Raw genomic sequence first — 22,768 nt, 5'->3', positions numbered from 1 at the left:
GGTGAATGATTTACCATCGAGGGCCATTCACCAGGGGGAAAACCATGCCAAAAAACCAACAAGGTTTGACATTGATCGAGCTGATGATCGTGATCGCGGTCATCGGCATTTTGGGTGCGCTGGCCTTGCCGGCTTACCAGGACTACACCATCCGGGCCAAAGTGTCCGAAATGCTGTTGGCGGCCAATGGCTGCAAGACCGCGGTCAACGAGGCGCTCAGCTCATCGTCGGATGCCAATGTGTCGGCGGCTTTGCCCAAAGTCTGTGAGAGCCAGACCAGCAAATACGTCGCCAGCGTGGCCGTGGATGGCAATGGCGTGATCACTGTGGTCGGCAAGCATGAAGCACTGCGCGGCAGCACCAGCGCATCGGCCAATGCCATTGCCCTGACCCCGCTGCAAACCGGCGACACCCCGGTCAACGGCAGCACCGACGGCGGCAAGACCATCTCCGGCTGGCGCTGCGGTCCGGCCAGCAGCAACGGCTTGCCGGTCAAGTATCTGCCCGCTTCATGCAAAGCGTCCTGAACGTCTTTCGCACACCCCGACGCCCTGCTGAACCCAGGGCGTTTTTCTTGGTGGCAGTTACATGGGTTTGAACACCACCGGACGCCGCCCCGTCAGCACGCCTGCGTGGGGACCCGAGCTCACGCTGGGTGTCCTGCTGGTGTTGCCTTGGCTTGCACCCTGGTCGCCTTCGCCGCAACCCAACACGGTGCCCTTGCTGGTCAGTTGGGCCTGCATCGGCTTGCTGCTGTTGTGGAGTCCGCGCCTGCAAGCCTTGGACGTGGCCCGGGCGTGGGCTGTGGCAGCCTTGGTCAGCAGCGTCATGGGGCTCATCCAATACTTTGGGGCCGCCGAAGCCTTCAATCCTTGGCTGCATGTGGCGGCACTGGGCGAAGCGAACGCCAACTTGCGCCAACGCAACCAGCTTGCCACTTTGCTCGCCATCGGGATGCTGGCGGTGCTGTGGTGGCAAGCCCACGGGCTGCGGACCCGGCACGCGCTGTGGATGCTCGCCTTGCTGGCCATCGGCAATGCGGCCACAACATCACGCACCGGTTTGCTGCACATGCTGCTGGTCTGCGGTCTGGTCATGTTCTGGGCCTGGCGCAGCCGTTCGCCCATGCCAAGGCTGTCCCCGCGTCTGGCATGTTGGACCCTGGCGATGTACCTGTTGGCCAACTGGGGCTTGCCCTGGTGCTTGGGCCTGCTGACCGGGCAAGACGTCATCGACGCCCTGACCCGCATGGGTCACAACGAAGGCTGTGGCAGCCGCCGTGTGCTGTGGGCCAACGTGGTCGAGCTGATCGGTCAAAAGCCCTGGACGGGCTGGGGCTGGGGCGAGCTTAAATACGCCCACTACATCACCGCATACGAGGGTGGTCCCGAGAAAAGGTTCTGCGAGATTCTGGGCAATGCCCACAACTTGCCCTTGCACCTGGCCGTGACGCTGGGCCTCCCGGTCACCGCCGCTTTGGGTTTGGCCTTGCTGGCCGCACTGGCTTGGGCGCAGCCCTGGACCAGTGCATCACCAACCCATCAGCTGGCCTGGTCGGTGCTGGCGGTGATCGGCCTGCACAGCCTGCTGGAGTTTCCGCTTTGGTACGGTCCGTTTCAGATGGCTGTGCTTTTGTGCGGCGTGTTGCTGCGGATGCCAAGCACAGGCTGGCAAGCTCGTTCATCGCGCAGCTTGCCGCTGATCGGCGGCTTGCTGCTGGCTACCGTCTGCCTGGTGGGCGCAGACTATGCCCGCGTGCGGCAAATTTACATGCCCGCTGCACAACGCTGGCCTGTGTGGCGTGACGACCCACTGGGCGCGGCACGCAGCAGCTGGTTTTTTCAGCGATCGGCCACCTTTGCCGAGTTGACGCTGACCCGCGTGACCCCGGACAACGCCCCATGGGTGCTGGCCACCAGCCTGGAGATGCTGCACTACTCACCCGAGCCCCAAGTGGTGAGGCAGCTGATCTTGAGCGCCCACATGCTGGGCAGGCAGGATTTGGTGGCGCTTCACTCGGCAAGGTGGCGGGCGGCTTTCCCTTCAGCACCCCTGCCGACCCTTTAAAGCGCTCAGCGGGCACCTGGCATGAACAGATGCCCGCAGGTCGACGCGCTCACTGCGTCCCGAAAATACGGTCCCCCGCATCACCCAAGCCGGGCAAGATGTAGCCGTGGTCATTGAGTTCGCGGTCGATGGCGGCGGTGTAAATCGGCACATCGGGGTGCTCGCGGTGCAAGGTCTTGATGCCCTCGGGACAGGTCAACAGGCACAGGAACTTGATTGAACGCGGCTGACACTGCTTGAGCCGCGCAATCGCGGCAGCTGCCGAATTGCCAGTGGCCAGCATGGGGTCGACCACGACCACATCACGCTCGCTCATGGACTTGGGCATTTTGAAGTAGTACTCCACCGCCTGCAGCGTTTTCGGGTCTCGGTACAAGCCGATGTGACCGACACGTGCGCCAGGCACCACCGACAACACCCCGTCCAGAATGCCGTTGCCAGCGCGCAGGATGCTGGCGAACACCAGCTTCTTGCCGTCGATCACGCGTCCGGTCATGGTCTCCAGTGGGGTTTCGATCTGCACGTCCTGCAAGGGCATGTCGCGGCAAACTTCGTAAATCATCAGACTGGCCAATTCATTGAGCAAGCGTCGAAAGCTGCTGGTGCTGGCGTCCTTCTTGCGCATGAGCGTGAGCTTGTGCTGCACCAGCGGGTGATCAATCAGGTGCACTTGGCCGCGTTCGGCGGGGTTGATGGCGGTCATTCCGGGTTCCTTCTTCGCAATATGGGAAACAGACAGGCACGATTGTGCCTGCAGCACCGGGTCACCAAGGCATCGGAATGAGGCGCCAAACTGCGTTAGCATGGCCCCCACATTTCACTCAGGGAGATTGGTATGTCGATGTTTCAATGGAAAACGCAAAGCCCCGATGTGCTGCTGCAAGGCGGCACCATCGGCCCCGACGAGCGCCTGCCTTGGCCGCACACCGCCGCCATGGGCGTGCAACACGTCATTGCCATGTTCGGTGCCACCGTACTGGCCCCCATCCTGATGGGCTTTGACCCCAACATCGCCATTTTGATGAGCGGCATCGGCACGCTGATCTTCTTTGTCATCACCGGCGGCAAGGTGCCCAGCTACTTGGGTTCGAGCTTTGCCTTCATCGGCGTGGTCATTGCGGCCACCGCGTACGCAGGTAAAGGGCCAAACGCCAACATGGGCGTAGCGTTGGGCGGCATCATCGCCTGTGGCGCGCTCTACACACTGATCGGCCTGGTCGTGCAGGCGGTTGGCACCGGCTGGATCGAGCGGATGATGCCCCCAGTGGTCACTGGTGCGGTGGTGGCCGTGATCGGCCTGAATCTGGCAGGCATACCGATCAAGAACATGGCTGCGGGCGACTTTGATGCCTGGATGCAGCTGGTCACCTTTGTCAGCGTGGGCCTGGTTGCGGTGTATTCACGCGGCATGGTGCAGCGCCTGCTGATGCTGGTGGGATTGATTCTTGCCAGCATCATCTACGCCGTCCTGACCAATGGCCTGGGCCTGGGCAAACCACTGGACCTCTCGGGTGTGGCGAACGCCGCCTGGTTCGGCCTGCCCACGTTCGCCGCACCGGTGTTCGACGGCCGCGCCATGCTGCTGATCGCGCCTGTGGCCATCATCTTGGTGGCCGAAAACCTGGGCCACATCAAAGCGGTGACCGCCATGACGGGCAAAAACCTGGACGCTTACATGGGCCGTGCCTTCATCGGCGACGGCGTGGCCACGATGGTCAGCGGCGCATCCGGTGGCACTGGCGTGACGACCTATGCCGAAAACATCGGCGTGATGGCCGCCACACGCATCTACTCCACCGCGATCTTTCTGGTCGCAGCGCTGATGGCCGTCCTGCTGGGCTTCTCGCCCAAATTCGGTGCACTCATCCAAGCCATTCCGCTGCCCGTGATGGGCGGCGTGTCCATCGTGGTGTTCGGCCTGATCGCTGTGGCCGGTGCCAAGATCTGGGTGGACAACAAGGTGGATTTTTCAGACAACAAAAACCTGCTGGTCGCCGCCATCACACTGGTGCTGGGCACAGGGGACTTCACCCTCAAGTTCGGCCCGTTTGCGCTGGGCGGCATCGGTACCGCCACCTTTGGGGCGATCCTGCTGTACGCCTTGCTCTCTCGCGGCCGCTCTTCACGCTGAGATTCACGCCCTGTGGTCATCTCAGGCGCTTGTGATTTGTCATCCTCGGGCTTGACCCGAGGATCCATTTCCCCAGACTCGATCAAGTCAGGCCATGACGACACAGGGGGGAACAGCCAAGTAAGGCTTCAGGTTTCGCTGACCCAGCTCCCCGACTTGCCCCCATGCTTTTCCAGCAAGGTCACGCCGTTGATGGTCATGCCGCGGTCGACGGCTTTGCACATGTCGTAGATGGTCAGCAAGGCCACTTGCACGGCCGTGAGGGAGTCATACAAATCAACAAGTTACAGCACACGGCATGCCATCGTTTAGCCTGATCCTGTGTGTTTAGTTGGACAAAATTTGGACAAAAATTCTTGCCCACTTCAGTTTACCTCGATGTTGCCGCACGCATTTATGATGCGGTATAGGCCAAGTGAGGCTATAAAGCTCAAAATCGGTTCGTACGTTCAGATTAAACCCTCCTCTGCAAAGCTCAGGACCTTAGAACGTGTGACGATCATGTGATCAAGTACACGCACATCCACCAACGCAAGCGCACTTTTCAGAGTCAGTGTGAGTGTTTCATCTGCCCTTGATGGTTGAGGTGAACCACTTGGATGGTTGTGACACAAGATGACTGCGGCAGCGTTCCGCTTCAACGACTCCAGCACTACCTCTCTCGGATAGACAGAGGTTTGAGTCAAAGTACCCCTGAAAAGCTCTTCGTATGCAATGACTCGGTTTTGTGAGTCCATAAACACAACGGCGAAGACTTCATGAGGTCGGTCGCCCAACTTCAATCTCAAATAGTCTTTGACGGCATCTGGTGACTGAAGTGTGTCGGTATGTTGAATTTCACAAGCAAGCAATTCCAGGGCTTGCCGGATGATGGGGTGCTCCGCGTAATTGGCCATTCGTACTCCTTTGAGGTTGTACATATGGCTGGCTTGCTACCCCCCGGGGAGGCCCCCCACGGGGGTGGGGGGGTGGGGGCACATTGGACCAGTGCCTCTCAGTGAGTGAGCAATTTTTCAAGACGTGTGTATGTCACCTACTGCTTTCATCACCATCAAAAACTTTGTAAATTAGCCCTCCGACTAAACATACTCCTAGCCACTGAACAATTAATGTCACTCCATCAATAGATGCTCTCATCGGGAGTTCAAATATTAATGAATAGCCTGTTTCGAGTACGGCTTGACTACTAGCTCCAAACCCATAGATTCTGTAAGGCGGAAATATTAGCATCAAGGTAATAATCAAAGCGGCAATGGCGATGATTTTCTTTTGTAATTTATTAATTTTCATCGAAAAAATAATTTCCAAAACTCAAATCATCTGTAAATTTCAATATTTTTACACGGACTTTTGAACTGATTTCATTCGAACAAGTTCTGGAAAGCCTTCCAAGGGCCTTTGCATATATTTTCACCACCTCGTAATCTTCTGCATTTTCCGCGATCAACGCAAACAAACCCATCCTGACAGCAGAAAATTCCACAGCATTGAGCTTCTCATCACTAATCTCCGAACTTTCATAATTGAGAGCCTCTTGCAATATCCCCTTGTATATATCGGGATGATATGACTTTGGGTTAACCCCGACAAGATTTTCAATAATTCTATCGGAGTTATTTATTCGCGCAGCTCCAGAACCCCATTCTTTTAAAAAACCGAACATCGACATCTTAATCCTTTAATTAAAAAATTTAGAAAAATCAATCATTTATTTTCCTTTAATTATAAATTTTGAATAATTGCAATAATAATTATTCCAAAAATCCATCCCATAGCAGCAAAAAATGCCCCCCAAAATAAACCCGTACCACATGCAGCGGACGCAGCAATACCAGCCACAAATCCTGCAGGCGACAGTGACTCAATCGCAATACTTGGAGCATCAAAATCTCGAGGTGGGATTGAATATAAAAATCCAATTATTGCCCCTGCAATAGCACCAACAAGGACACCTGTAGCCACGCCAGAACCAATTAGGGAAGCGAAAAATCCAACAAGGGCTCCAACTATCCCTGCAAAAATTGCACTACCAACTCGCATGATCAGCTCCTTTTATTTGACCCAAAATCCACGTTGTGAATAAACAAAATTACCAGCGCCACGGTTATCATAGATGAAGCCCTTGGGTTCGCAACCCATCCATGGCCCCGGATAAGTCTTCAATAATTCAAACCCATTTTCTTTCAGCCCCTGCCTGGCTTCCCTGACATCCGCGAAGCTGAGTGAATCGATGATGGCCGGACGGTCTTTGCCACCTTGATCTTGGAAAAAGTAAACGGTTGCAGTGTCGTCATCATTTCTCTCGATCAGCGCCCAGTTATGGCGCAACATACCAAGTACCTTGACCCACCAATCACGGTTGCTGATCTTAAAAACTGGTGGAGTCAGTTCCGCAAAATTGAACTTTGTGGGGTCTTCAGGCGCATACCTTCGAGCTAGCCAAGCTGTCTCATAGTCATATTCATCATCGCGTCCGACGAACTGGAAAGGCAAAGTGTCTTTCCTCTCAATGGCGAGCATTAATTGCTCAGCACGGGGGGCCATCTCTTCATCAAAGTCATGATCCAACATGAAGCGAGCTTCATCGAACTGCTCAAGCTGTCTGAAAATTTCAGCCTTAAGCAACAGATGCGAATCAGTGTTCTGATCGATTAACAGCAACAATTTTTGCAAGTTCTCCCGCTCATCGAACTTCAATCCAACACGTCCAACCTCTAAGCGTTCATCGTTGCAACGCTGCCAAAACAGCAAGCGCAATGGCAATTCGTACGAACTGTCAAAACGACCTCCTTGAATGACCTCAACAATCTGCTCGGGAGAAGCCTGCTCATACCTGGCCACATCTTTGTACTTGAGCTTTTTCGTTTTCTTCTCGGCCCTAATTGCCAGATTCTCAGGGCTTATCAGGCCCACGTCGAAAAAACCCGTCATGTCATACGTTTCGTACGAATCAACTTCTTTTGCAGTGGGCCAGAAAATTGAAGATTTGCAATGAGGACAAGCTGCCAGTAGCGGCGTTGTTGGCAACATTGGAGCACTCATTTGTCCATCAGATCGGAACTTGGCCCGACTGGTGTTTCCAGATGAAATGCTCCGGCGTTCAAAGAGACCTTCACATGACTCGCATTGATAGACGTAGGACGGGCCTGGCAGCATAAATTTTCCTTTTGTAGTGTGCAATCAGCCAAATTTCCGGCTCTCGGAATGAATGGCAAAACAAGGGGTTTCCGTCTAGGCAACCTTGGTAATCGAGGTCACCTATGACTTCACCATACTGGTTGCTCCGCTACTTTACGAACAGTGTTCGTATAATTTACCGCGTATGCTCAAATCGCCACAACCGGATCAAGTCAAAGTAACGCGCAAGGCTCTGGGCTTCACTCAGAAAGAATCTGCAGAGATGGTCCATTGCAGTCTGCGCGCTTGGCAATTATGGGAGGCAGGCGATCGCAATATGCCTGCTGGTATTTGGGAACTCTTTGTGATTAAGACTGAACTACACCCCCTTTATGGCGCACGTAGCTATCGGTCTGCCGTGTATCACAAGCCAGCAATTTCAGGGCCTCTTTGATATAGAGATGTTTCATTTTCGTCTTTGATCAACCGTAATCAGGCTACAGCTAGACATGCCTGACCGATAGGGACTAATGCCGATAACGACAGAAGAGTCGTGGGGCCCTATGGGTTGAGTGGAGCGCCTTTCTAAAAAGAAATTTACTTAAATCAGGAGCACTTCTTTAGAGGTTCAAGTACGTTTTTAATTGCATGTGTAACTAATTCTGCAATGATTCCAATAGGTGATCCAAAGAACTACGACACCAATCAATGAGAATCTAATGTAGTTTTTGTAGAACAAGCCTTTGGATCTCTCTGTGAAAAAAATCAACATCATGAATGCACTAAAGAGACCAAAAACTAGAACTGTAAGGCATGCAACAAATGCCTCAATCCAGTGCCATGGATAATCTCTCTGCCTGTATAAAAAGGAGACGAAAATGCTGACTGCAAATATCAATATATGCCAGCACGTGGCTATTATTATTTTATCTTTTAAGACGCCGTAAATTATTCTGTCTTTATTTTCTCTGTCAGAATTGATTTGGAGGTTTTTCTCATTAATTATTCCCTGAATTATTGCCACCTCTTCTGATAAAAGTTTTTTATTTTCTTTCAAAACAGATAGAAGCATATCGGTTTTGTAATATTTGTACTTATTCTTAATTTGCTCTTCATTGATCTTCATAGAACATTGCTCCTTTGATCACACAGTGGACCGCTCCCAAATCACGGTGATGCGCAAACAATACTTTTTGTAGAAAATAGTCGGTGGATTAGTGGTCTCAATCCTAGCACTCTCACTGGGTGTCTTCAACAGCAGCCCACATCGCTCAAAACATAGCCCGCGCCATCAAGGTGCAGCGCAAAGCCATGGGCATCACGCAAGAAGAGCTAGCTGACCGTGCCGGAATTGACCGCACATATGCAAGTCAATTGGAGCGCGCCATAGCAAACCCCTCACTTACAGTTCTTTGCAAGGTTGCCGACGCATTAGACTTGACGCTGATCGACTTACTTAGCGATTGCGCGGCCTAGCTGCGCAGCCTACATACACCTACTCGATTCAAAATCTTTGGCAGATGGATGCCATGAAAATACGTTCGTGCATGACCCTGATTTTGAGCGAGTTGCACCAGGGTACCCTTGTTGAGTTTGAGCGGGCTAACGTTGGAGCATTAGCCCTGCTTGCTCATCACTAAGCACCCTTGGCACTTCTTATTCGCTTCAGTCGATCCTTCGTTGACGGTAGTTGTTCGCACGGGTCTACCCCTGTGAGGAGCGCCATGTTCATGTATGCAGTCCTAAGGCGCGAGGCCATTGTCGATAATTGGTCTTTATTCGGTGGCCCCCCATACTGGAGATCAAGGTCATCGTACCAATCGCAAGCGATTTCAAGTTGTATGGCTTCGTCGATAAGAACGCACATTTGAGTTGACAAGGGAGCGGTCATTTCATTTCTCCTGAAAATTTCCAAAAACGTTTGTTTCGACCGGCAACGGTCCAGTCACGGCATGAGATAAAACCAATAGCCCTTAGGGCCTGCGCCATGTGATGGTGAGCAGCACGACCGCCGTGCTTGCCAACAAGTCCAGCTAAACGTTCGATCTCTTCTGTCGAAAACCGGCGAGTGAGTTGATCTGGCGTCATGGATTCAGCCCATGTTTTGATCTGCTCACGCAAACGATCTGCATACCGAACTTGCTTGGTATGAATACCCCGTTCTGTATTTCGCCTTAATTGTTCAAGCTGCACACGCAACGGTACATGCCCTGAGGTTGGTGGCGGCAAGATCTTTTTTGATTTGACAGCTACTGTGGTGTCACTATCCTTCGGGACACCCAAAGGTCCCGATAGGGACGGGGGGGAGTAAAACTCCACGTAAGTTGCTGATTTCATTGAAGAATTCCTTGTTTTTTAACGTCAAAATTCGACGCCACATCAAAGTGCGTAACTTGTTGATTTACATAGACTTTTCCGGTGCTCGGTGTGGTGTGGATTTCCCCACACCACTGTTTCAAGGTAGGTCAGGCGATGAATAAAAACTCTCGCCCTTTTTGCAACCGGTACTGCTGCACTTCAGCTGGCACAGGCTTACGCCGCTCAATACGGCCATCCTCCAGCAAGGCGGTAACCGCAGATAGCACCTCTTTTTCTGACGCACCAAGTGACCTGCGTTGACCTGCACGGTCGCGTATGGCTCTGGCCGATAGAGGTGCACTAGTGAGCAAATCCAAAATCCGCTGACGCAGTTGCTGCTTAGCCTGTCCTGGCTTGAACATCGGCTTGATCAAAGACACAGGCTTGAGAACTTGTACTTGCCAGTCATCCAACGTGACCTTCTCAAACCACCATTCCGTGCCTTGTGGGCCATAGTTGGCTTTAGCGCATTCGAGCTTGATGTACTTTTTGCGTTCAGCGTCAGGTATTTGAAGTGCTTTTGCATCATCGTCCCGCATCCCGTACATGATGAAACCCGCTCGGGCATTGTCCGAAAAAGCACTGGAACCCGCCACGTCTGCGATGCTCATCTCTTTTGCCTGCTGCCTCAAAACTGTTTTTGGGCTGTGTGCCAGCAGAAAGACTGCAGCCTTTGTTGTGACCGCTATCTGCGTTAGAACCCTAGTCAGTTGCGTTACATTTGCAGCAGCATCAGGGTCGCCGTCCATAACCAACCTCGCGTGATCAAACACAATCAAGCGTACGGGGCAACCACAAGTTTGTGCGTGCTGTTGAGCCAAACTGATCACATTTTGTACAAGCGCACTTTCATCAATCGATCCGCTCACCTCCCGGGTAAGGCGTAGATCAACTCCAGCAGCAGGAAATGCTTTCACAAGTCGACTAACCACAGCAGGGTCAAATCCATAGTGCATGCTTGCTGCGCTGAGGCGACGGCTGATTTCGGGACGATCCTCTTCACCGAGAAAAAGCATTGCAGCACCTTGTGCGATTCGCACATCACCGAAGTCATCACCCACTGCCATAGAAGCTGCGGAAATCAGCATGAGCATCGTTTTAAGGGTGCCGCCTGATCCAGCTAATACGTTGTAAGTACCTGCTGTCACGGTGTCAGCAAAAACATAACTACGCTTGGCCGGAGGCGTTTGCGAGATTTGGACATCCCCGTCTGTCAACTTAAAAGCGCCCGAGCATTCAGTTGCAGACTCTGACTGATGTTGGGAACGGTCACTGCAGTCTTCCTTTGTATGGCCCGGTCCGACCCACCCATTGTCAGTCGCCATCTTGAACAAGGAGCCCACCGTAACCCGATCTAGGTGGTTGGGGTCGTATGAATTCCACACCTGCTCGACATCTGGACGGCCTGAGTAGTTATCAGGCATCTTGCCCTCAGCCGAAAAATCGCCCTGTGACCAGCGGTCGACCAAGTCCACACCTTCATCGGTGTCACCCAATCCATGCCGAACAGCCCAAACCATAATAAGCCACTGATCTCGAGGCATCCCGGGGTCGAGGTGGTGCAGCGCTGACATAACAGTGTCAATGGACGCCTGCCCCTCCGAACCCTTTAGGTGGGCTGTCAAATCCGAATTCAAGTTCGCATCTAGAACACGATTTCGCTGTTTATTACCTTTCAAATGGCAAACCAACGAGTTCACTAAGTCGATAGTGGAAGCAGGTATTTCACTTGCCATGCCACGCCCATTCAAGCCTGTTAAAGCAAGAAAGTTCTTATCCCCAAACAACTCCAGTTCACCGTCATGTTTGTTGGTAGCAGCGTTGCCAAGTGCAACAGCATGCAATCCGTTGCCTGACTGTGAATGCTCCACAAATGAGTGCGCTTCAAAAACAGCTAGGGCTTCCTGCTGTGTGGGCGTTCCAATAAACTGCCCAGCGACAATGCAAGCATCAAGGTCAAGTCCAACGATCCCGCAGTTCGGCGTAAAAACAAGACCAACTCCATGGTGCCCTCGATGCTGCACAGCTGCGATTGCTTCCTCAAGGTTCATCAGATTCGCAGGCAACATAGGATCACTGAAGCTGCCAGTTAAACGTTTCCCATCCCGCGTGAAAGGCACCTTACTGGGCTTGGCCTTGCCAGTCTGTTGAATCAATTTCCAAGTTGAAAATTGCGTCTTCCCAGCAAACGCCCTCAGACCAGCCACCAAATTTTCGTAACTCGCGAAGTGGGCCTGCCACCTCCTAGACTGCCCATCTGAGTCGGTTTTTTCGGTTGTAAGCATCGTTATCTCCAAAATTCATGGAAGCCAACGTGCAAGAGCACCCCCTCAGTATGAGAAGGAAATTACCGGGAAGAATTTGCGAGCCTCGACCCAGCGTTCTTACACGCTACAGTCAAGACTCCAGCTACCTTAAGGACACCACTTGCCGCTAGTGGTGAAGGTACGGTCGGTATTGGCCTTAAGAACCAACGATTTTGGCTATGGTCTCCGTGTGCGGCACATCACGGTCCAGCTCGCTAATCGTCGCAAGGCAATGTCAATGATAAATGAAGCCGCACAAGCAATGCAAGGCCTTTCCGTGCTTATCCCAGTTTTTGCGCCAGCTCCGCCGCCGTCGGACGGTAGTACCTCTTCAGGACCATCAAGCTCTTGTGCCCACTGACGGCAGCCAACTCGATCACGTTCGGAAGCTTTTCCGCCATGCGTGTTATAGCGGTGCGCCGCAAGTCATGAAACCGCAAATCATTAAGCCCAGCACGTTTTCGAGCTCGTTTAAATGCAGCATCTAACGTGAAGAACTTCACCGGGATCACAACACCACTGATATGCCTTGGCAACTCCGCCAACACTTGCACCGCCGCAGTGGACAGGGGCACTGTCCGCGACTCCCCGTTTTTAGTGTCTGACAGGAACGCCGTCCGATTTTGCAAGTCAACATGCTCCCACCGAATAGACAGCAGTTCACCTCGACGCATTGCCGTTGCCAGCGCAAGCTGCACAGCAGGTTTGGTCCAGTGACTCCTGCGCCCTGCGGGTTCAAGTGCCAGCAACAGCTTTTCAACTTCCTCGTCGGTTAACACCCGTGCCCGCGCTTGAGGGCTTTGAGGCTTTCGCACCATCTGCACAGGGTTTAGCACATTGATCCCCCATTCTCGCCGAGCGTGATTGATGATGGCTGACAGATAAGCCAGTTCCCGGATAACTGTTCCCGCACTGACCTCTTTAAGTCGCTCGTCTCGATACGCTGCAATGCGAGCTGCGCTCAGGTTCGCCATGCTCCACTGTGCGATTGGTTTGCGCATGATGGCTTTGAGCCGAATCGTGTCTTCCGCTGCCCCCTTCATTGAGGGCGTCACCTCCGCCAGATACCGCTTGATCAGATCACCTAAGGTTGTGCGCTGGGCCTCGTTGACGTTGACGAACTGCCCTTTGTCTATTTCGGACTCAATCGACCGTGCCCATTTTTCTGCATCGGCCTTGGTTTCAAAGGTTTTGGTCTGATCGGGATATCCGTTACGCAGGACACGCGCCTGCCACTTGCCGCCACGTTGCCTAAAAGAAGCCATTTCCTGTTCCTCAGTTGGACAGGACTTGGACAAACGACTGTTTTCCGTGCTCCTAAGCTATTGATTTGTCAGTGCCAACTATCACGCAGTCCAGCTCCCCGACTTACCCCCATGCTTTTCCAGCAAGGTCACGCCGTTGATGGTCATGCCGCGGTCGACGGCTTTGCACATGTCGTAAATGGTCAGCAAGGCCACTTGCACGGCCGTGAGGGCTTCCATCTCGACGCCCGTCTGGCCGATGGTTTCGGCGGTGGCGGTGCAGACCACGGTCGATTGGGCGCTCAAGACCTCAAACTCGACCGCCACGCGGGTCAGGCCAATCGGGTGGCACAAGGGGATCAAATCCGAAGTTTTCTTGGCCCCCTGAATGCCGGCGATGCGGGCGATGCCCAGCACATCGCCTTTTTTGGCGGTGCCCGACTCGATCAGTGCCAGCGTGGCCGGCAGCATCTCGATGCGGCCGGTAGCCACCGCGATGCGCCGCGTGCTGGATTTGCCCCCCACGTCCACCATGTGGGCTTGGCCTTGGGCGTCAAAATGGGTCAAGACATCGGTAGAGGGGGTCATGGCTGTGCTGGTTAAAACCATTTACAAAAGGTTGACAAGAATGGCGCATCATACGGCCATCAACCGACCCATTCACAGGACATCGATCACCTTGAAACACCTCTTGCGACCTTCCCAACTGATGCTGTTCTTGCTGCTGGGCGCTTTGGGCCTGCAGCCGGCTTGGGCCCAGTCCAAGGCTTTGCCGTCCTTGGGCAACAGCGAGGGCATTTCCCTGGGGGCCGAACGCAAACTGGGCGACCGGATTGCACGGGAGTTGTACCGCGACCCGGATTACCTTGAAGACCCGGTTCTGGACGAATACATCCAGCGCTTGTGGGCCCCGCTGATCAAAGCGGCCGCTGCCCGTGGAGAGCTGACCACCGATTTGCAAGAGCGCTTTGCCTGGCGCATCTTGCTCGGCCGCGACCGTTCGGTGAACGCTTTTGCCTTGCCCGGTGGTTATCTGGGGGTGCATTTAGGCCTGATCGCGGTGGTCACCTCCCACGACGAACTGGCTTCGGTCTTGGCGCACGAACTGAGCCACGTCACCCAGCGCCACATCGCCCGCTCGATCGACGAACAGGCCAAGATGACGCCCTGGGTGATCGGCTCGATGATTTTGGGCGCCATCGCAGTCAGCAAGAACCCGCAGGCCGCGCAAGGACTGATCGTGGGCGGACAAGCGGCGGCTATCCAATCGCAACTGAGCTATTCACGCGACATGGAGCGTGAGGCCGATCGGGTGGGCTACGGCATCCTGGCCGACGCGGGTTATGACCCACAAGGCTTTGTAGGCATGTTTGCCAAGCTGCAGCAGGCTGCAGGCGTGAACGACAACGGCGCTTTTCCGTACCTGCGCAGCCACCCTTTGACCACCGAACGCATCGCCGACATGCAGGCGCGCTTGCAGCTGAACAGCGCCAGCCCACGTGCAAGCGGTGACATGGTGCAAGCCATGCTGGCCGCTCGCGCCCGGGTGATGTCGCAAAACAGCGTGGAAGCCTTGAAAGCCTGGACCCAAGATGGCAAAGCCACATCGCCACAAGCCCAGGCGGGGGCCCTGTATGCGGCCACGCTGGCGCACCTGCAGCTGCGGGACATGGCAGCGGCTGAGCGCAGCTGGCAGCGGCTGTCGCAGTTGACGTCGTCCACACCCGAAGCCAAACGGCTGACGCTTTTGCTGCAGGCCGAGGTGGCCGCCAAGCAAGAGCGTTTTGCCCTGGCACTGCAAGTGCTCGAGGGCTTGAACCAGGCCCAATTGCCACGACCCGAACTGATCGCCACGGCACAAGCCCTGTTGCGCCTGCCACCGCATCCGGCACGCGCCAGCATCACCCAAAAACTGCGTGAACAAGTCACACAAGCCCCACACGATGCGCAGGCCTGGAACACCCTGGCCAGCATGCTGGCCTTGCAGGGGCAGACGCTGGCCTCACTGCGAGCCGAAGGGGAAGCCCAAATGGCCCGGATGGATTGGACCGGGGCGGTCGACCGCTTTCGGGCCGCACAAGACTGGGCCAAAAACAACCGCTTGCAAGCTGGCGACCACATCGAGGCCTCGATTGTGGACACCCGTTTGCGGCTGGCACAAGCGCAAATACGGGACATGCAAGCCGAACGCTGAGCCGCTCGCCCCGAAGGCGCTATGATCGCGCTCCTTCTGCAGACACACCATGGCCGGAATCCACATCACCGACATCGAAGCCGCCATCAACCATTGGCGCCTCAAGAACCCCTCGCCCGACGGGGTCACCTTGCCACGTGAATTGCGTGCACTGGCCGAGGTGTATGGCCTGATGGTCTATTACAAACAAGAGTTGGCCGACGAGTTCACCCTGCCTTTGGCCGCGGCAGAAGCCTGGCAGGACTGGTACGCCAGCACCCCCGATACGCCGTGCATTGCCATTTGCTCGACCAGCCAGGGCGATGAAACCTGCAAAGGTTGCGGCCGCAGCTTTGAGGAAGTGCAGTTGTGGACCGAGATGAGCGCCGGAGAAAAGCGGGCCGTCTGGCGACGCATCACGGTTGACGGCACCTCATGGCGCTTCAACCGGTATGCCGAACGCGCCGCGGAAGATCGCCAATGGGCCAAAGCAGCGGCAGATGCGCAAAGCAAGCTGGACCTGAAAGCTGCGGATTGAGCCATGCCCCCGGATCCAGTCCGGAATGAGCTGTAGCGCTTGTGGGTTTGCTTTACTTCCAGCGTTGCAACTCGATGTGCACGCTACCCTTGTCGCTGCTGAAAGTGACGGCGCCTTCCTGCACCGTAGCTTGCAGCTGCATGCTGCGCTCAGCCAGTTGGGCCAGCTCTTGTGAGCGCTCGGTAGGCACGCGCCAGACTTGCAACTTGTCCAGGCGCGTCAGCTTGGTCTCGATGCCTTTCCACCAGACTTCGGCGGCGTGGTTGAAGCAATACAACAGCACCTCGTCGGCCTTCTGGCAGGCTTTCATGATGGGTTTGTCTTCGGGCTGGCCGACTTCGATCCACATGCGAGTCTGGCCCGTGAAATCGCGCAGGCTGACGTCCGGGTCGTCCGGGTCTGACAAGCCCGCACCAAAAGCCAGCTTACCGTCGCCGTTGCACACCGCTTGCAGCTTGTAGGCATTGATGGCCAGCGCCAGCAGACGGATCATCATGCGTTCATCGGTTTCGCTCGGGTGCCGCGCCAGCGTGAGCTGGTGGTCTTCGTAATAGCTGTGGTCGATGTCGGCAATCGACAGGTTGGCTTTGTAGATGGTGGATTTGAGGGCCATGGTGAGGACGTCCAGAACACGGTGAGAACCTGTTGGATGTCTTCCCCGCGAATGCGGGGATCCATCTTGGAAGCAGGCATGAACCCCCGTTTTCACGGGGGTGATAAAAAAATTTGAGACGACGACTTCAAACCCGGCGGGCCAGCTTGGCGGCTTTGCCGATGTAGCTGCCCGGCGTCATGGCCAGCAAGCGGTCCTTGTCAGCTTGCGGGATCTCCAGCGCCGCAATCAAGCCATGCAGGTCGGCCGCCGTGACGGTCTTGCCACGGGTGACTTCCTTGAGCTTTTCGTAAGCACCTTGCACGCCATAGCGGCGCATCACCGTCTGGATCGGCTCGGCCAGCACTTCCCAGGCGGCGTCCAGGTCGGCGGCCAGCGCTTCTTCGTTGAGTTCGAGCTTGTTCAGGCCAGTCATCAGCGAGGCATAGGCCAGCGCGGTGTAACCCAGGCCCACGCCCATGTTGCGCAGCACGGTGGAATCGGTCAAATCGCGCTGCCAGCGGCTGATCGGCAGCTTCTCGGAGAGGTGCTTGAGCACGGCGTTGGCCAGCCCCAGATTGCCTTCGGCATTTTCAAAGTCGATGGGGTTGACCTTGTGCGGCATGGTGGACGAACCGATCTCACCGGCTTTCAAGCGCTGCTTGAAGTAACCCAGGCTCACATAACCCCAGATGTCACGCGAGAGGTCGATCAAAATGGTGTTGCTGCGCGCCACGGCATCAAACAACTCGGCCATGTAGTCGTGCGGCTCGATCTGGATGCTGTAAGGCTGGAACGTGAGGCCCAAGCCCCATTGGCTGGCCTGGGTTTCGCCCAGCTCGGGGGTCTCGACCACTTGGCGTGCAAAGGCTTCCCAATCAAAGTCAGGCCAGGCCGACAGGTGGGCGTTGTAGTTGCCCACGGCACCGTTCATCTTGCCCATGAGTTTGACGGCGGCAATCTTTTCACGGCAACCGTTCAAGCGCATCACCACGTTGGCCATTTCCTTGCCCACGGTGGTGGGGCTGGCGGTTTGGCCATGGGTGCGGCTGAGCATGGGCACCTCGGCAAACGCGTGGGCCATCTCGCGCAGCTTGGCGATCAGGCCGTCAAGTCCCGGCAGGATGACCTGGGCGCGTGCGCCCTTGAGTTGCAGGGCATGGCTGGTGTTGTTGATGTCTTCACTGGTGCAGGCGAAGTGCACAAACTCGGCGGCTTTTTCCAGTTCAGGGCGGTCCTTGAACTTGGATTTGATCCAGTACTCCACGGCCTTCACATCGTGGTTGGTGGTCTTTTCAAATTCCTTGATGGCCACCGCGTCCGCTTCGCTGAAGTTCTTGACCAAACCCGTCAGGTAGCTGCGTGCACCGGGCGACAGGGGTTTGAATTCGGCAAACCCGGCATCGGACAAGGCGATGAACCAGGCGATTTCGACCTGAACGCGGCGGTGCATGTAACCCTGCTCGCTCATGAGCGGACGCAGGGCATTGAGTTTGCTGGCGTAACGGCCATCCAGCGGCGACAGGGCGGAAATGGGGGTGAAATTCATCCTGTGATTGTAATTGGCAGGGTCAAACCGCCAGGACAAGGGCGATCGGGATGGCTGTCAGCATCGAGCACCCTGTAAGCTCTAGAATCAGCAGCCATTCTGTTCAGACATTCTCCACACCATGAAACTCATCGGCTCCTACACCAGTCCCTATGTCCGTAAAGTGCGCATCGTCATGGCCGAGAAGAAGCTGGACTACCAGCACGTGACGGAAGATGTCTGGTCGGCGCAGACCACCATCCACCAATCCAACCCTCTGGGCAAGGTGCCTTGCCTGATCATGGAAGGTGGAGAAGCGGTGTTCGACTCGCGTGTGATCGTGGAGTACCTGGACACCTTGTCGCCTGTCGGCAAACTCATCCCCTCGGCCGGGCGCGAACGCGCTGAAGTCAAAACCTGGGAAGCCCTGGCCGATGGTCTGCTGGACGCCGCCTTGCTTGCTCGCATGGAAGCGGTATGGACCGAACGCGCAGACAACCAGCGCAGCCAAGCCTGGATCGACCGCCAGCTGGACAAAATCCAGCACGCGCTGCGGGCCATGAGCCACGGTCTCGGTGACAAGGCCTTTTGCTCCGGCATCCACCTGAGCCTGTCCGATATCGCCTTGGGCTGTGCGCTGGGCTATCTGGACTTCCGCTTCCCACAGATCGATTGGCGCACGCCTTATCCCAATCTGCACAAGCTGTACGACAAACTGGCGCAACGGCCCAGCTTTGTGGACAGCTTGCCGGGCTGAACTCAATTCGTCTGAGTTGGGAAAAGTCCTGAAAACCCAAAGCTCAAGCCTGGATGGCGAGAGCTTTTACCCAAGGTGATGGTGTCCGCGCAGGACACCCAGACTCCTTGAGCAGCCGATCCACGCCAACCTTCACGGCTCTCGGTCAATCCCTGACGGCTGAGGTCACGCAACTTCACTTGCTGCAGCGCTGTGTCCACCGCTTCGATCACCAGATGCTGACGGGAAACCATTTCAAAACGGGCCGGGATGACCCAGTCACAATCTGCCTCGCGTCCAATGGTGAAAGGCAGGGCATGCACGGGCACAGATGCCATGCCCGAAGCCTCCAAGGGCTGTAGCACCAGCTTGGGTGGCATGTTCTCATACGCTGCCGTGCGCAAAGGCGTTTTGTCCGTTACCCAGGCCACGGCTTGATGACCGACACGCAATTGAACACAAGCGGTGTGACTGCGGGGATCACTTTCAGGCCCACCCAGGAACACCGTCTCCAAATGCTTGACCTCATGCCAGTTGCCGGGATTCAGCCTTTTTCCGTTCACATAGCTGCCGTTGGTCGAGCCAGCGTCCAGGCAATCGACACCGTGTTCATGCAAGCGCAAAACCAGGTGCATGCCTGATACATGCTGCGCAGCAAGGGCCACAAACCAGGCTGTTTCGCCCTGCCATGGCACAGGACTTTGGTCAATCAAACGGATCTTTTGACCATCGGGTGCTTTCAGGGTTTTTTCAGCGCCCAACACCACCAGCGTCTGCATCACATGAACGCGCCGTTCACCCAAAGCATCATGAATCTGCAACTCCAGAGGCGGCAAGGTTTGTGCATTGTCTGCCCCTGCAGGCTTAGGTACCCATCGGGTTTCAGCCACAAATTCGTAACCGCCTGTCTCCGATTTCGATGCCGTAGCCGCAACATCGTAGGGACTGACGGGTTGGCCTGCTGCCTGAGGTAAAGGCAACACGTCCAGACTGCTCAAGGTGTCAAGCACCACCCAGCGCTCAATGGCGGCCGTTTTCAAAGGTCCACGCGCCATCCACTGGATCAAATGAGGCACATCGCTTTCAGCAAACCATTGCTGTAGCTGTGTATCCAGCACATGCGATGTCGCACGAATTTCCAAACGCGTCACGGCCAATCGCTCATCTGGATTGATATCGGCATGGCGCTGACTGCGCACCACCCACTCGCTCTGTGCATGTTCACGCAGGGCTTTGTAAAGATCCGGCCAAGGACTGTGCACAACATCAGCAGCGGACAAACCCATGGGTTCAGCAGGTGTATCAACTATCGACTCGCTGTCGCTGTGTGCTTTTGACATGCCCAACCATTTGGCCAAAGGCGTCCAGTATTGTTTCATCGTCTGCGCTCAGTCATGCCCCTTGCGAAGCGGATAGACCCAGGACCAACCGGTGCCCGGTCGATCCCTCCTGTTTTTTGAATTGCCACTGACAACCATCTGCCAAGCGTTGCTGCAAGGCTTTGTAAAAGGGTGTCGTGGTCGCCTGAAATTCTGCAACATCCACCTCGGCGCTCAGACGCTCCTCATTCCAAACCACCTGAATCCGAGCCCGATCACCGTGCTCTGCGACCCAGAAGGCAATCTCCCACTGCATTTGCACCCAAGCCTGTGCCCAGGGCAATAAAACTTCCATTTGGTGCACGTTGGCAATCATGGTTTCAAAGGCGCTGTCTGAAATTGCCGAATGGCCAGCATGGCTATTTCTGCAGCGGCATTATGATCGTCCGCATAGCGTCCGTCAGATCGACGCCAATTGCTGTGCACCAGCACCGCAATGGCTTTGTCGTAACGGTCCGAGCCCTGAGACTTGAAAACGGCGGCATACCAACGGTAACGCGGTCTGGGCAAAGGGTACTGTCGGGCACAGTCTGTTGATGAACGCGTTGAGCATTGTGCGCGTGAGCGCATGTCTTGTACCACCTGCGACAGACTTCGCTCATCGGCATCGCCAGGGGTGCCTGTCTTTCCTGCTACACCCCGAGGGATCAGGCAACCCGCCGCCCCGAAGGCACGAACACAAGCGGCATGGGCTGTTCCGCCGGGCAGAAGGGTTCTTTCCATGGCGCCCAGCACCCGACGTGCCACCACAGAATCGACACCTTCAGGACCTTGTGATGACGCTGCGCGTATCATGATCTCGATGCTGGAATCACTCTGACCATCAGAACGCACCCGATCGACCAAAACATGGGGGTAATGCGTCACCTGGCCCTGCGCTGAATTGGCCAATGTGGCCAGCAAACTGGCCACACCTGCAGGCGTGGTCAGAGAATTGCCTTGACCGTAGGCCTCACTGATGATCGCCATCTGTGGACCGCCGCAGCGCACATAACCTTTGACGCCCGACTGGGCGCAGGTTTGGCGTTGTTCAACGCCGGGCAGGCTATCAGGCCAGGGCATGTCCTGGTAACCCGATACGCCCGAGCCAGATCGATAAGGCATGACCAAGGTCTGCCCCATCAAAACGGGCAAGGCTGGTGAATGCCGCGCCGCAGTGCCCGGGGCGTTTTGATGGGCAGGTTTTTGCACCAATGGTCGACCTTCGATCAAATCAACCATGCCACATTGGGAGCGAGCGAGATCGGACAGGCCATCGCATCCACTGTTCCAGCCCAATTGATGGGCATTTTTTTGTGTGAGCGCGGGCCGATCACAGCGTGCCGCGAACCCACCTTGTCCCAGTTTTTGACGACACAGAAAAGCATCCAGAAATTGCTGGGAATCAGATCTTTGCAAGGCCTGTTCGAGTCCTGCCAGACTGGTCTGGGGGGACACATACGACACGATGCCCGTCATCAACAAAGGTTTGACCAGAGAACCCGGAGGTGCCTGGGTGAAAAGCGCATGATTGCTCAACATTTGAGGAATACGAGGTCTGTGCACCGTGTCATCCGGCACCGCCGGACAGTCTGAGGGTCGCGCGCCTGCCCGGGTTTTGTCATGGGCATAACACGGACTGTTGGCGCTGGCTGCAGCCACCAAGCGACCGGTCGCGACATCGATCACTGCAATCCCCGCCATGCGTACACGGGCATTTTCAAAACGACCTTCTGCCTGTGTGGCATAAGCCGCGCAAACAGGCGACACTTTGCCACTGAAACATTCGGCCAAGATTTGCAAGCCTGCCTGCCAAGTCGGGTCTATGCTGAGCTGGACATGCTGCCCCACTGTCTGTTTTCGACCTGCCACGACGACATGGTTGTCGTCGCCCACTCGGTCGCTGTATTGCACATGCTGAGGCAGCCGCCAGGCCGCCAAGGGCTCCAGCAAAGACGGCAAGCCAGGCACTTGGTCCCACAAAGAAACTGGGGAGCGTAAGGCTTGATCCGCTGCAGCTTGTGTCTGGCAAAACTTCGAAACGACAGAATCTCCGTCGGCCACCACGCGCTGTCCTGTGATCGCATCGGTTCCATAAATACAGCCTGGCAAACCCGACCAGGCTGATCGGGATGTGAGCATCTGCTTGGGCAAGGCGACCCAAGTAGTGGTTTCGAATCGTGCCTGTACAGACGTTCCTGACCTTTCTTTCCAAACAAGGGATTGCAGGAATTGCACACCTTGTTGTCGTACCCGGTCATTGAGCCATTGAACTGGGCGGTGTATTTGCGCACAAGTCTGATCCGGTCGACCCGCATCCAACAGCAGCCCGTCTATATTCAACCGGTAGTGTTGTCGGACAAAGCTGGTACGGTTCAAATGTTCCAGATTCTGGTTGAGCGTCTCGACCGCTTTTCGCAAGCGCTCATGGCCGGGCCGACCAGCAGCGCAGCCTGGGCCCGAAAGTTCTGACATGGTCGTCTCAATCGGCGAAGCAAGCGGCGTAACGTAACGCAAGACCCACTGCACATCCTGCCAGGTGCGGGCACTGAAATGCACAGGCGCCTTGTTTTTAACACCGTCACGGCTGTTCATGACCCAACCGGCGCCCAAGACGACC

At 55.6% G+C, this 22,768-nt stretch carries 22 protein-coding genes and 1 pseudogene; 7 read left to right on the top strand and 16 right to left on the bottom strand.

All coding sequences use genetic code 11. The annotated features are described in order from the left end of the window. Positions 1–44: 44 nt before the first annotated feature. Together B9Z34_RS10695 and B9Z34_RS10690 are read left to right on the top strand one after the other, a co-directional pair. The gene (locus tag B9Z34_RS10695; protein WP_108428105.1) at positions 45–527 is read left to right on the top strand and encodes a pilin; all 483 of its coding nucleotides are present in this window, start codon (positions 45–47) and stop codon (positions 525–527) included. A 61-nt stretch (positions 528–588) separates the two neighbouring features. Further along, positions 589–2,067, top strand: coding sequence for a PglL family O-oligosaccharyltransferase (locus B9Z34_RS10690; RefSeq protein ID WP_108428104.1), 1,479 nt, complete (start codon positions 589–591; stop codon positions 2,065–2,067). Between the two features lie 49 nt (positions 2,068–2,116). On the opposite strand, the gene upp is transcribed toward B9Z34_RS10690, so the two are convergent. Continuing rightward, a complete protein-coding gene (gene upp, locus B9Z34_RS10685) occupies positions 2,117–2,770 on the bottom strand; it encodes a uracil phosphoribosyltransferase (protein ID WP_108428103.1) in 654 nt (217 codons plus the stop codon). A gap of 132 nt (positions 2,771–2,902) precedes the next feature. Here upp and B9Z34_RS10680 point away from each other — a divergent pair, with 132 nt between their 5' ends. After that, entirely contained in the window at positions 2,903–4,198 is a 1,296-nt protein-coding gene (locus tag B9Z34_RS10680; protein WP_108428102.1) for a solute carrier family 23 protein, read from the top strand. 128 nt (positions 4,199–4,326) lie between these two features. On the opposite strand, the pseudogene B9Z34_RS10675 reads toward B9Z34_RS10680, so the two are convergent. The 6 genes and pseudogenes from B9Z34_RS10675 to B9Z34_RS10660 all read right to left on the bottom strand — a co-directional run. After that, positions 4,327–4,467, bottom strand: a pseudogene (locus tag B9Z34_RS10675) (cyclic pyranopterin monophosphate synthase MoaC); the annotation flags it as partial. Positions 4,468–4,647: 180 nt separating this feature from the next. Then, a complete protein-coding gene (gene radC, locus B9Z34_RS10670) occupies positions 4,648–5,118 on the bottom strand; it encodes a DNA repair protein RadC (protein ID WP_108428101.1) in 471 nt (156 codons plus the stop codon). 109 nt (positions 5,119–5,227) lie between these two features. Then, positions 5,228–5,488, bottom strand: a complete 261-nt coding sequence (locus tag B9Z34_RS14495) for a hypothetical protein (protein ID WP_146179651.1) — start codon at positions 5,486–5,488, stop codon at positions 5,228–5,230. Beyond that, the gene (locus B9Z34_RS10665; RefSeq protein WP_146179650.1) at positions 5,478–5,861 is read right to left on the bottom strand and encodes a hypothetical protein; all 384 of its coding nucleotides are present in this window, start codon (positions 5,859–5,861) and stop codon (positions 5,478–5,480) included. The genes B9Z34_RS14495 and B9Z34_RS10665 overlap by 11 nt, the downstream gene beginning before the upstream one ends. Positions 5,862–5,920: 59 nt before the next feature. Next, entirely contained in the window at positions 5,921–6,238 is a 318-nt protein-coding gene (locus tag B9Z34_RS14490; RefSeq protein ID WP_146179649.1) for a hypothetical protein, read from the bottom strand. Positions 6,239–6,250: 12 nt separating this feature from the next. Then, positions 6,251–7,354 (bottom strand): hypothetical protein, encoded by a 1,104-nt coding sequence (locus tag B9Z34_RS10660; RefSeq protein ID WP_158268722.1) that lies wholly within the window; start codon positions 7,352–7,354, stop codon positions 6,251–6,253. 1,206 nt (positions 7,355–8,560) lie between these two features. On the opposite strand from B9Z34_RS10660, the gene B9Z34_RS14815 reads away from it, so the two are divergent. Further along, on the top strand, positions 8,561–8,791 hold the full coding sequence (locus B9Z34_RS14815; protein WP_199220111.1) for a helix-turn-helix transcriptional regulator: 231 nt from the start codon (positions 8,561–8,563) through the stop codon (positions 8,789–8,791). A 411-nt stretch (positions 8,792–9,202) separates the two neighbouring features. Here B9Z34_RS14815 and B9Z34_RS14485 read toward each other — a convergent pair whose 3' ends face one another. From B9Z34_RS14485 to moaC, 4 genes are all read right to left on the bottom strand, one after another. Continuing rightward, the gene (locus B9Z34_RS14485) at positions 9,203–9,652 is read right to left on the bottom strand and encodes a hypothetical protein (RefSeq protein ID WP_146179647.1); all 450 of its coding nucleotides are present in this window, start codon (positions 9,650–9,652) and stop codon (positions 9,203–9,205) included. 128 nt (positions 9,653–9,780) lie between these two features. Next, positions 9,781–11,958 (bottom strand): AAA family ATPase, encoded by a 2,178-nt coding sequence (locus B9Z34_RS10635; protein ID WP_108428096.1) that lies wholly within the window; start codon positions 11,956–11,958, stop codon positions 9,781–9,783. A 302-nt stretch (positions 11,959–12,260) separates the two neighbouring features. Next, positions 12,261–13,244, bottom strand: coding sequence for an integrase (locus B9Z34_RS10630; protein ID WP_108428095.1), 984 nt, complete (start codon positions 13,242–13,244; stop codon positions 12,261–12,263). 81 nt (positions 13,245–13,325) lie between these two features. Beyond that, on the bottom strand, positions 13,326–13,811 hold the full coding sequence (moaC, locus tag B9Z34_RS10625; protein WP_108428094.1) for a cyclic pyranopterin monophosphate synthase MoaC: 486 nt from the start codon (positions 13,809–13,811) through the stop codon (positions 13,326–13,328). Between the two features lie 91 nt (positions 13,812–13,902). On the opposite strand from moaC, the gene B9Z34_RS10620 reads away from it, so the two are divergent. Both B9Z34_RS10620 and B9Z34_RS10615 read left to right on the top strand, forming a co-directional pair. Continuing rightward, the gene (locus tag B9Z34_RS10620) at positions 13,903–15,417 is read left to right on the top strand and encodes a M48 family metalloprotease (RefSeq protein ID WP_369907640.1); all 1,515 of its coding nucleotides are present in this window, start codon (positions 13,903–13,905) and stop codon (positions 15,415–15,417) included. Between the two features lie 49 nt (positions 15,418–15,466). Then, complete coding sequence (locus B9Z34_RS10615) at positions 15,467–15,934, top strand: DUF3717 domain-containing protein (RefSeq protein WP_108428092.1); 468 nt, start codon at positions 15,467–15,469, stop codon at positions 15,932–15,934. Positions 15,935–15,986: 52 nt separating this feature from the next. Here the strand turns inward: B9Z34_RS10615 and B9Z34_RS10610 are convergent, their stop codons facing one another. Both B9Z34_RS10610 and purB read right to left on the bottom strand, forming a co-directional pair. Then, positions 15,987–16,547, bottom strand: coding sequence for a YaeQ family protein (locus B9Z34_RS10610; protein ID WP_108428091.1), 561 nt, complete (start codon positions 16,545–16,547; stop codon positions 15,987–15,989). Between the two features lie 127 nt (positions 16,548–16,674). Continuing rightward, positions 16,675–18,075: an adenylosuccinate lyase gene (gene purB / locus B9Z34_RS10605; protein ID WP_108428090.1), complete on the bottom strand. Its 1,401-nt coding sequence runs from the start codon at positions 18,073–18,075 to the stop codon at positions 16,675–16,677. A 121-nt stretch (positions 18,076–18,196) separates the two neighbouring features. Here purB and B9Z34_RS10600 point away from each other — a divergent pair, with 121 nt between their 5' ends. Then, positions 18,197–18,811, top strand: a complete 615-nt coding sequence (locus B9Z34_RS10600; protein WP_108428089.1) for a glutathione S-transferase N-terminal domain-containing protein — start codon at positions 18,197–18,199, stop codon at positions 18,809–18,811. A gap of 2 nt (positions 18,812–18,813) precedes the next feature. On the opposite strand, the gene B9Z34_RS10595 is transcribed toward B9Z34_RS10600, so the two are convergent. From B9Z34_RS10595 to B9Z34_RS10585, 3 genes are all read right to left on the bottom strand, one after another. After that, positions 18,814–20,076 carry an FHA domain-containing protein gene (locus tag B9Z34_RS10595; protein WP_158268721.1) on the bottom strand — a complete coding sequence of 421 codons (1,263 nt, stop codon included), beginning with the start codon at positions 20,074–20,076 and terminating at the stop codon, positions 18,814–18,816. A 106-nt stretch (positions 20,077–20,182) separates the two neighbouring features. Next, the gene (locus B9Z34_RS10590; protein WP_108428087.1) at positions 20,183–20,485 is read right to left on the bottom strand and encodes a hypothetical protein; all 303 of its coding nucleotides are present in this window, start codon (positions 20,483–20,485) and stop codon (positions 20,183–20,185) included. Continuing rightward, complete coding sequence (locus tag B9Z34_RS10585) at positions 20,482–22,743, bottom strand: hypothetical protein (protein ID WP_146179646.1); 2,262 nt, start codon at positions 22,741–22,743, stop codon at positions 20,482–20,484. The genes B9Z34_RS10590 and B9Z34_RS10585 overlap by 4 nt, the downstream gene beginning before the upstream one ends. Positions 22,744–22,768 lie beyond the last annotated feature (25 nt).

The sequence above is a fragment of the Limnohabitans sp. Hippo3 genome, assembly GCF_003063665.1.
Classification (GTDB): domain Bacteria; phylum Pseudomonadota; class Gammaproteobacteria; order Burkholderiales; family Burkholderiaceae_C; genus Limnohabitans_A.
Note: the sequence above shows the minus strand (reverse complement) of the source record. Positions and strands in the feature narration are given on the sequence as shown.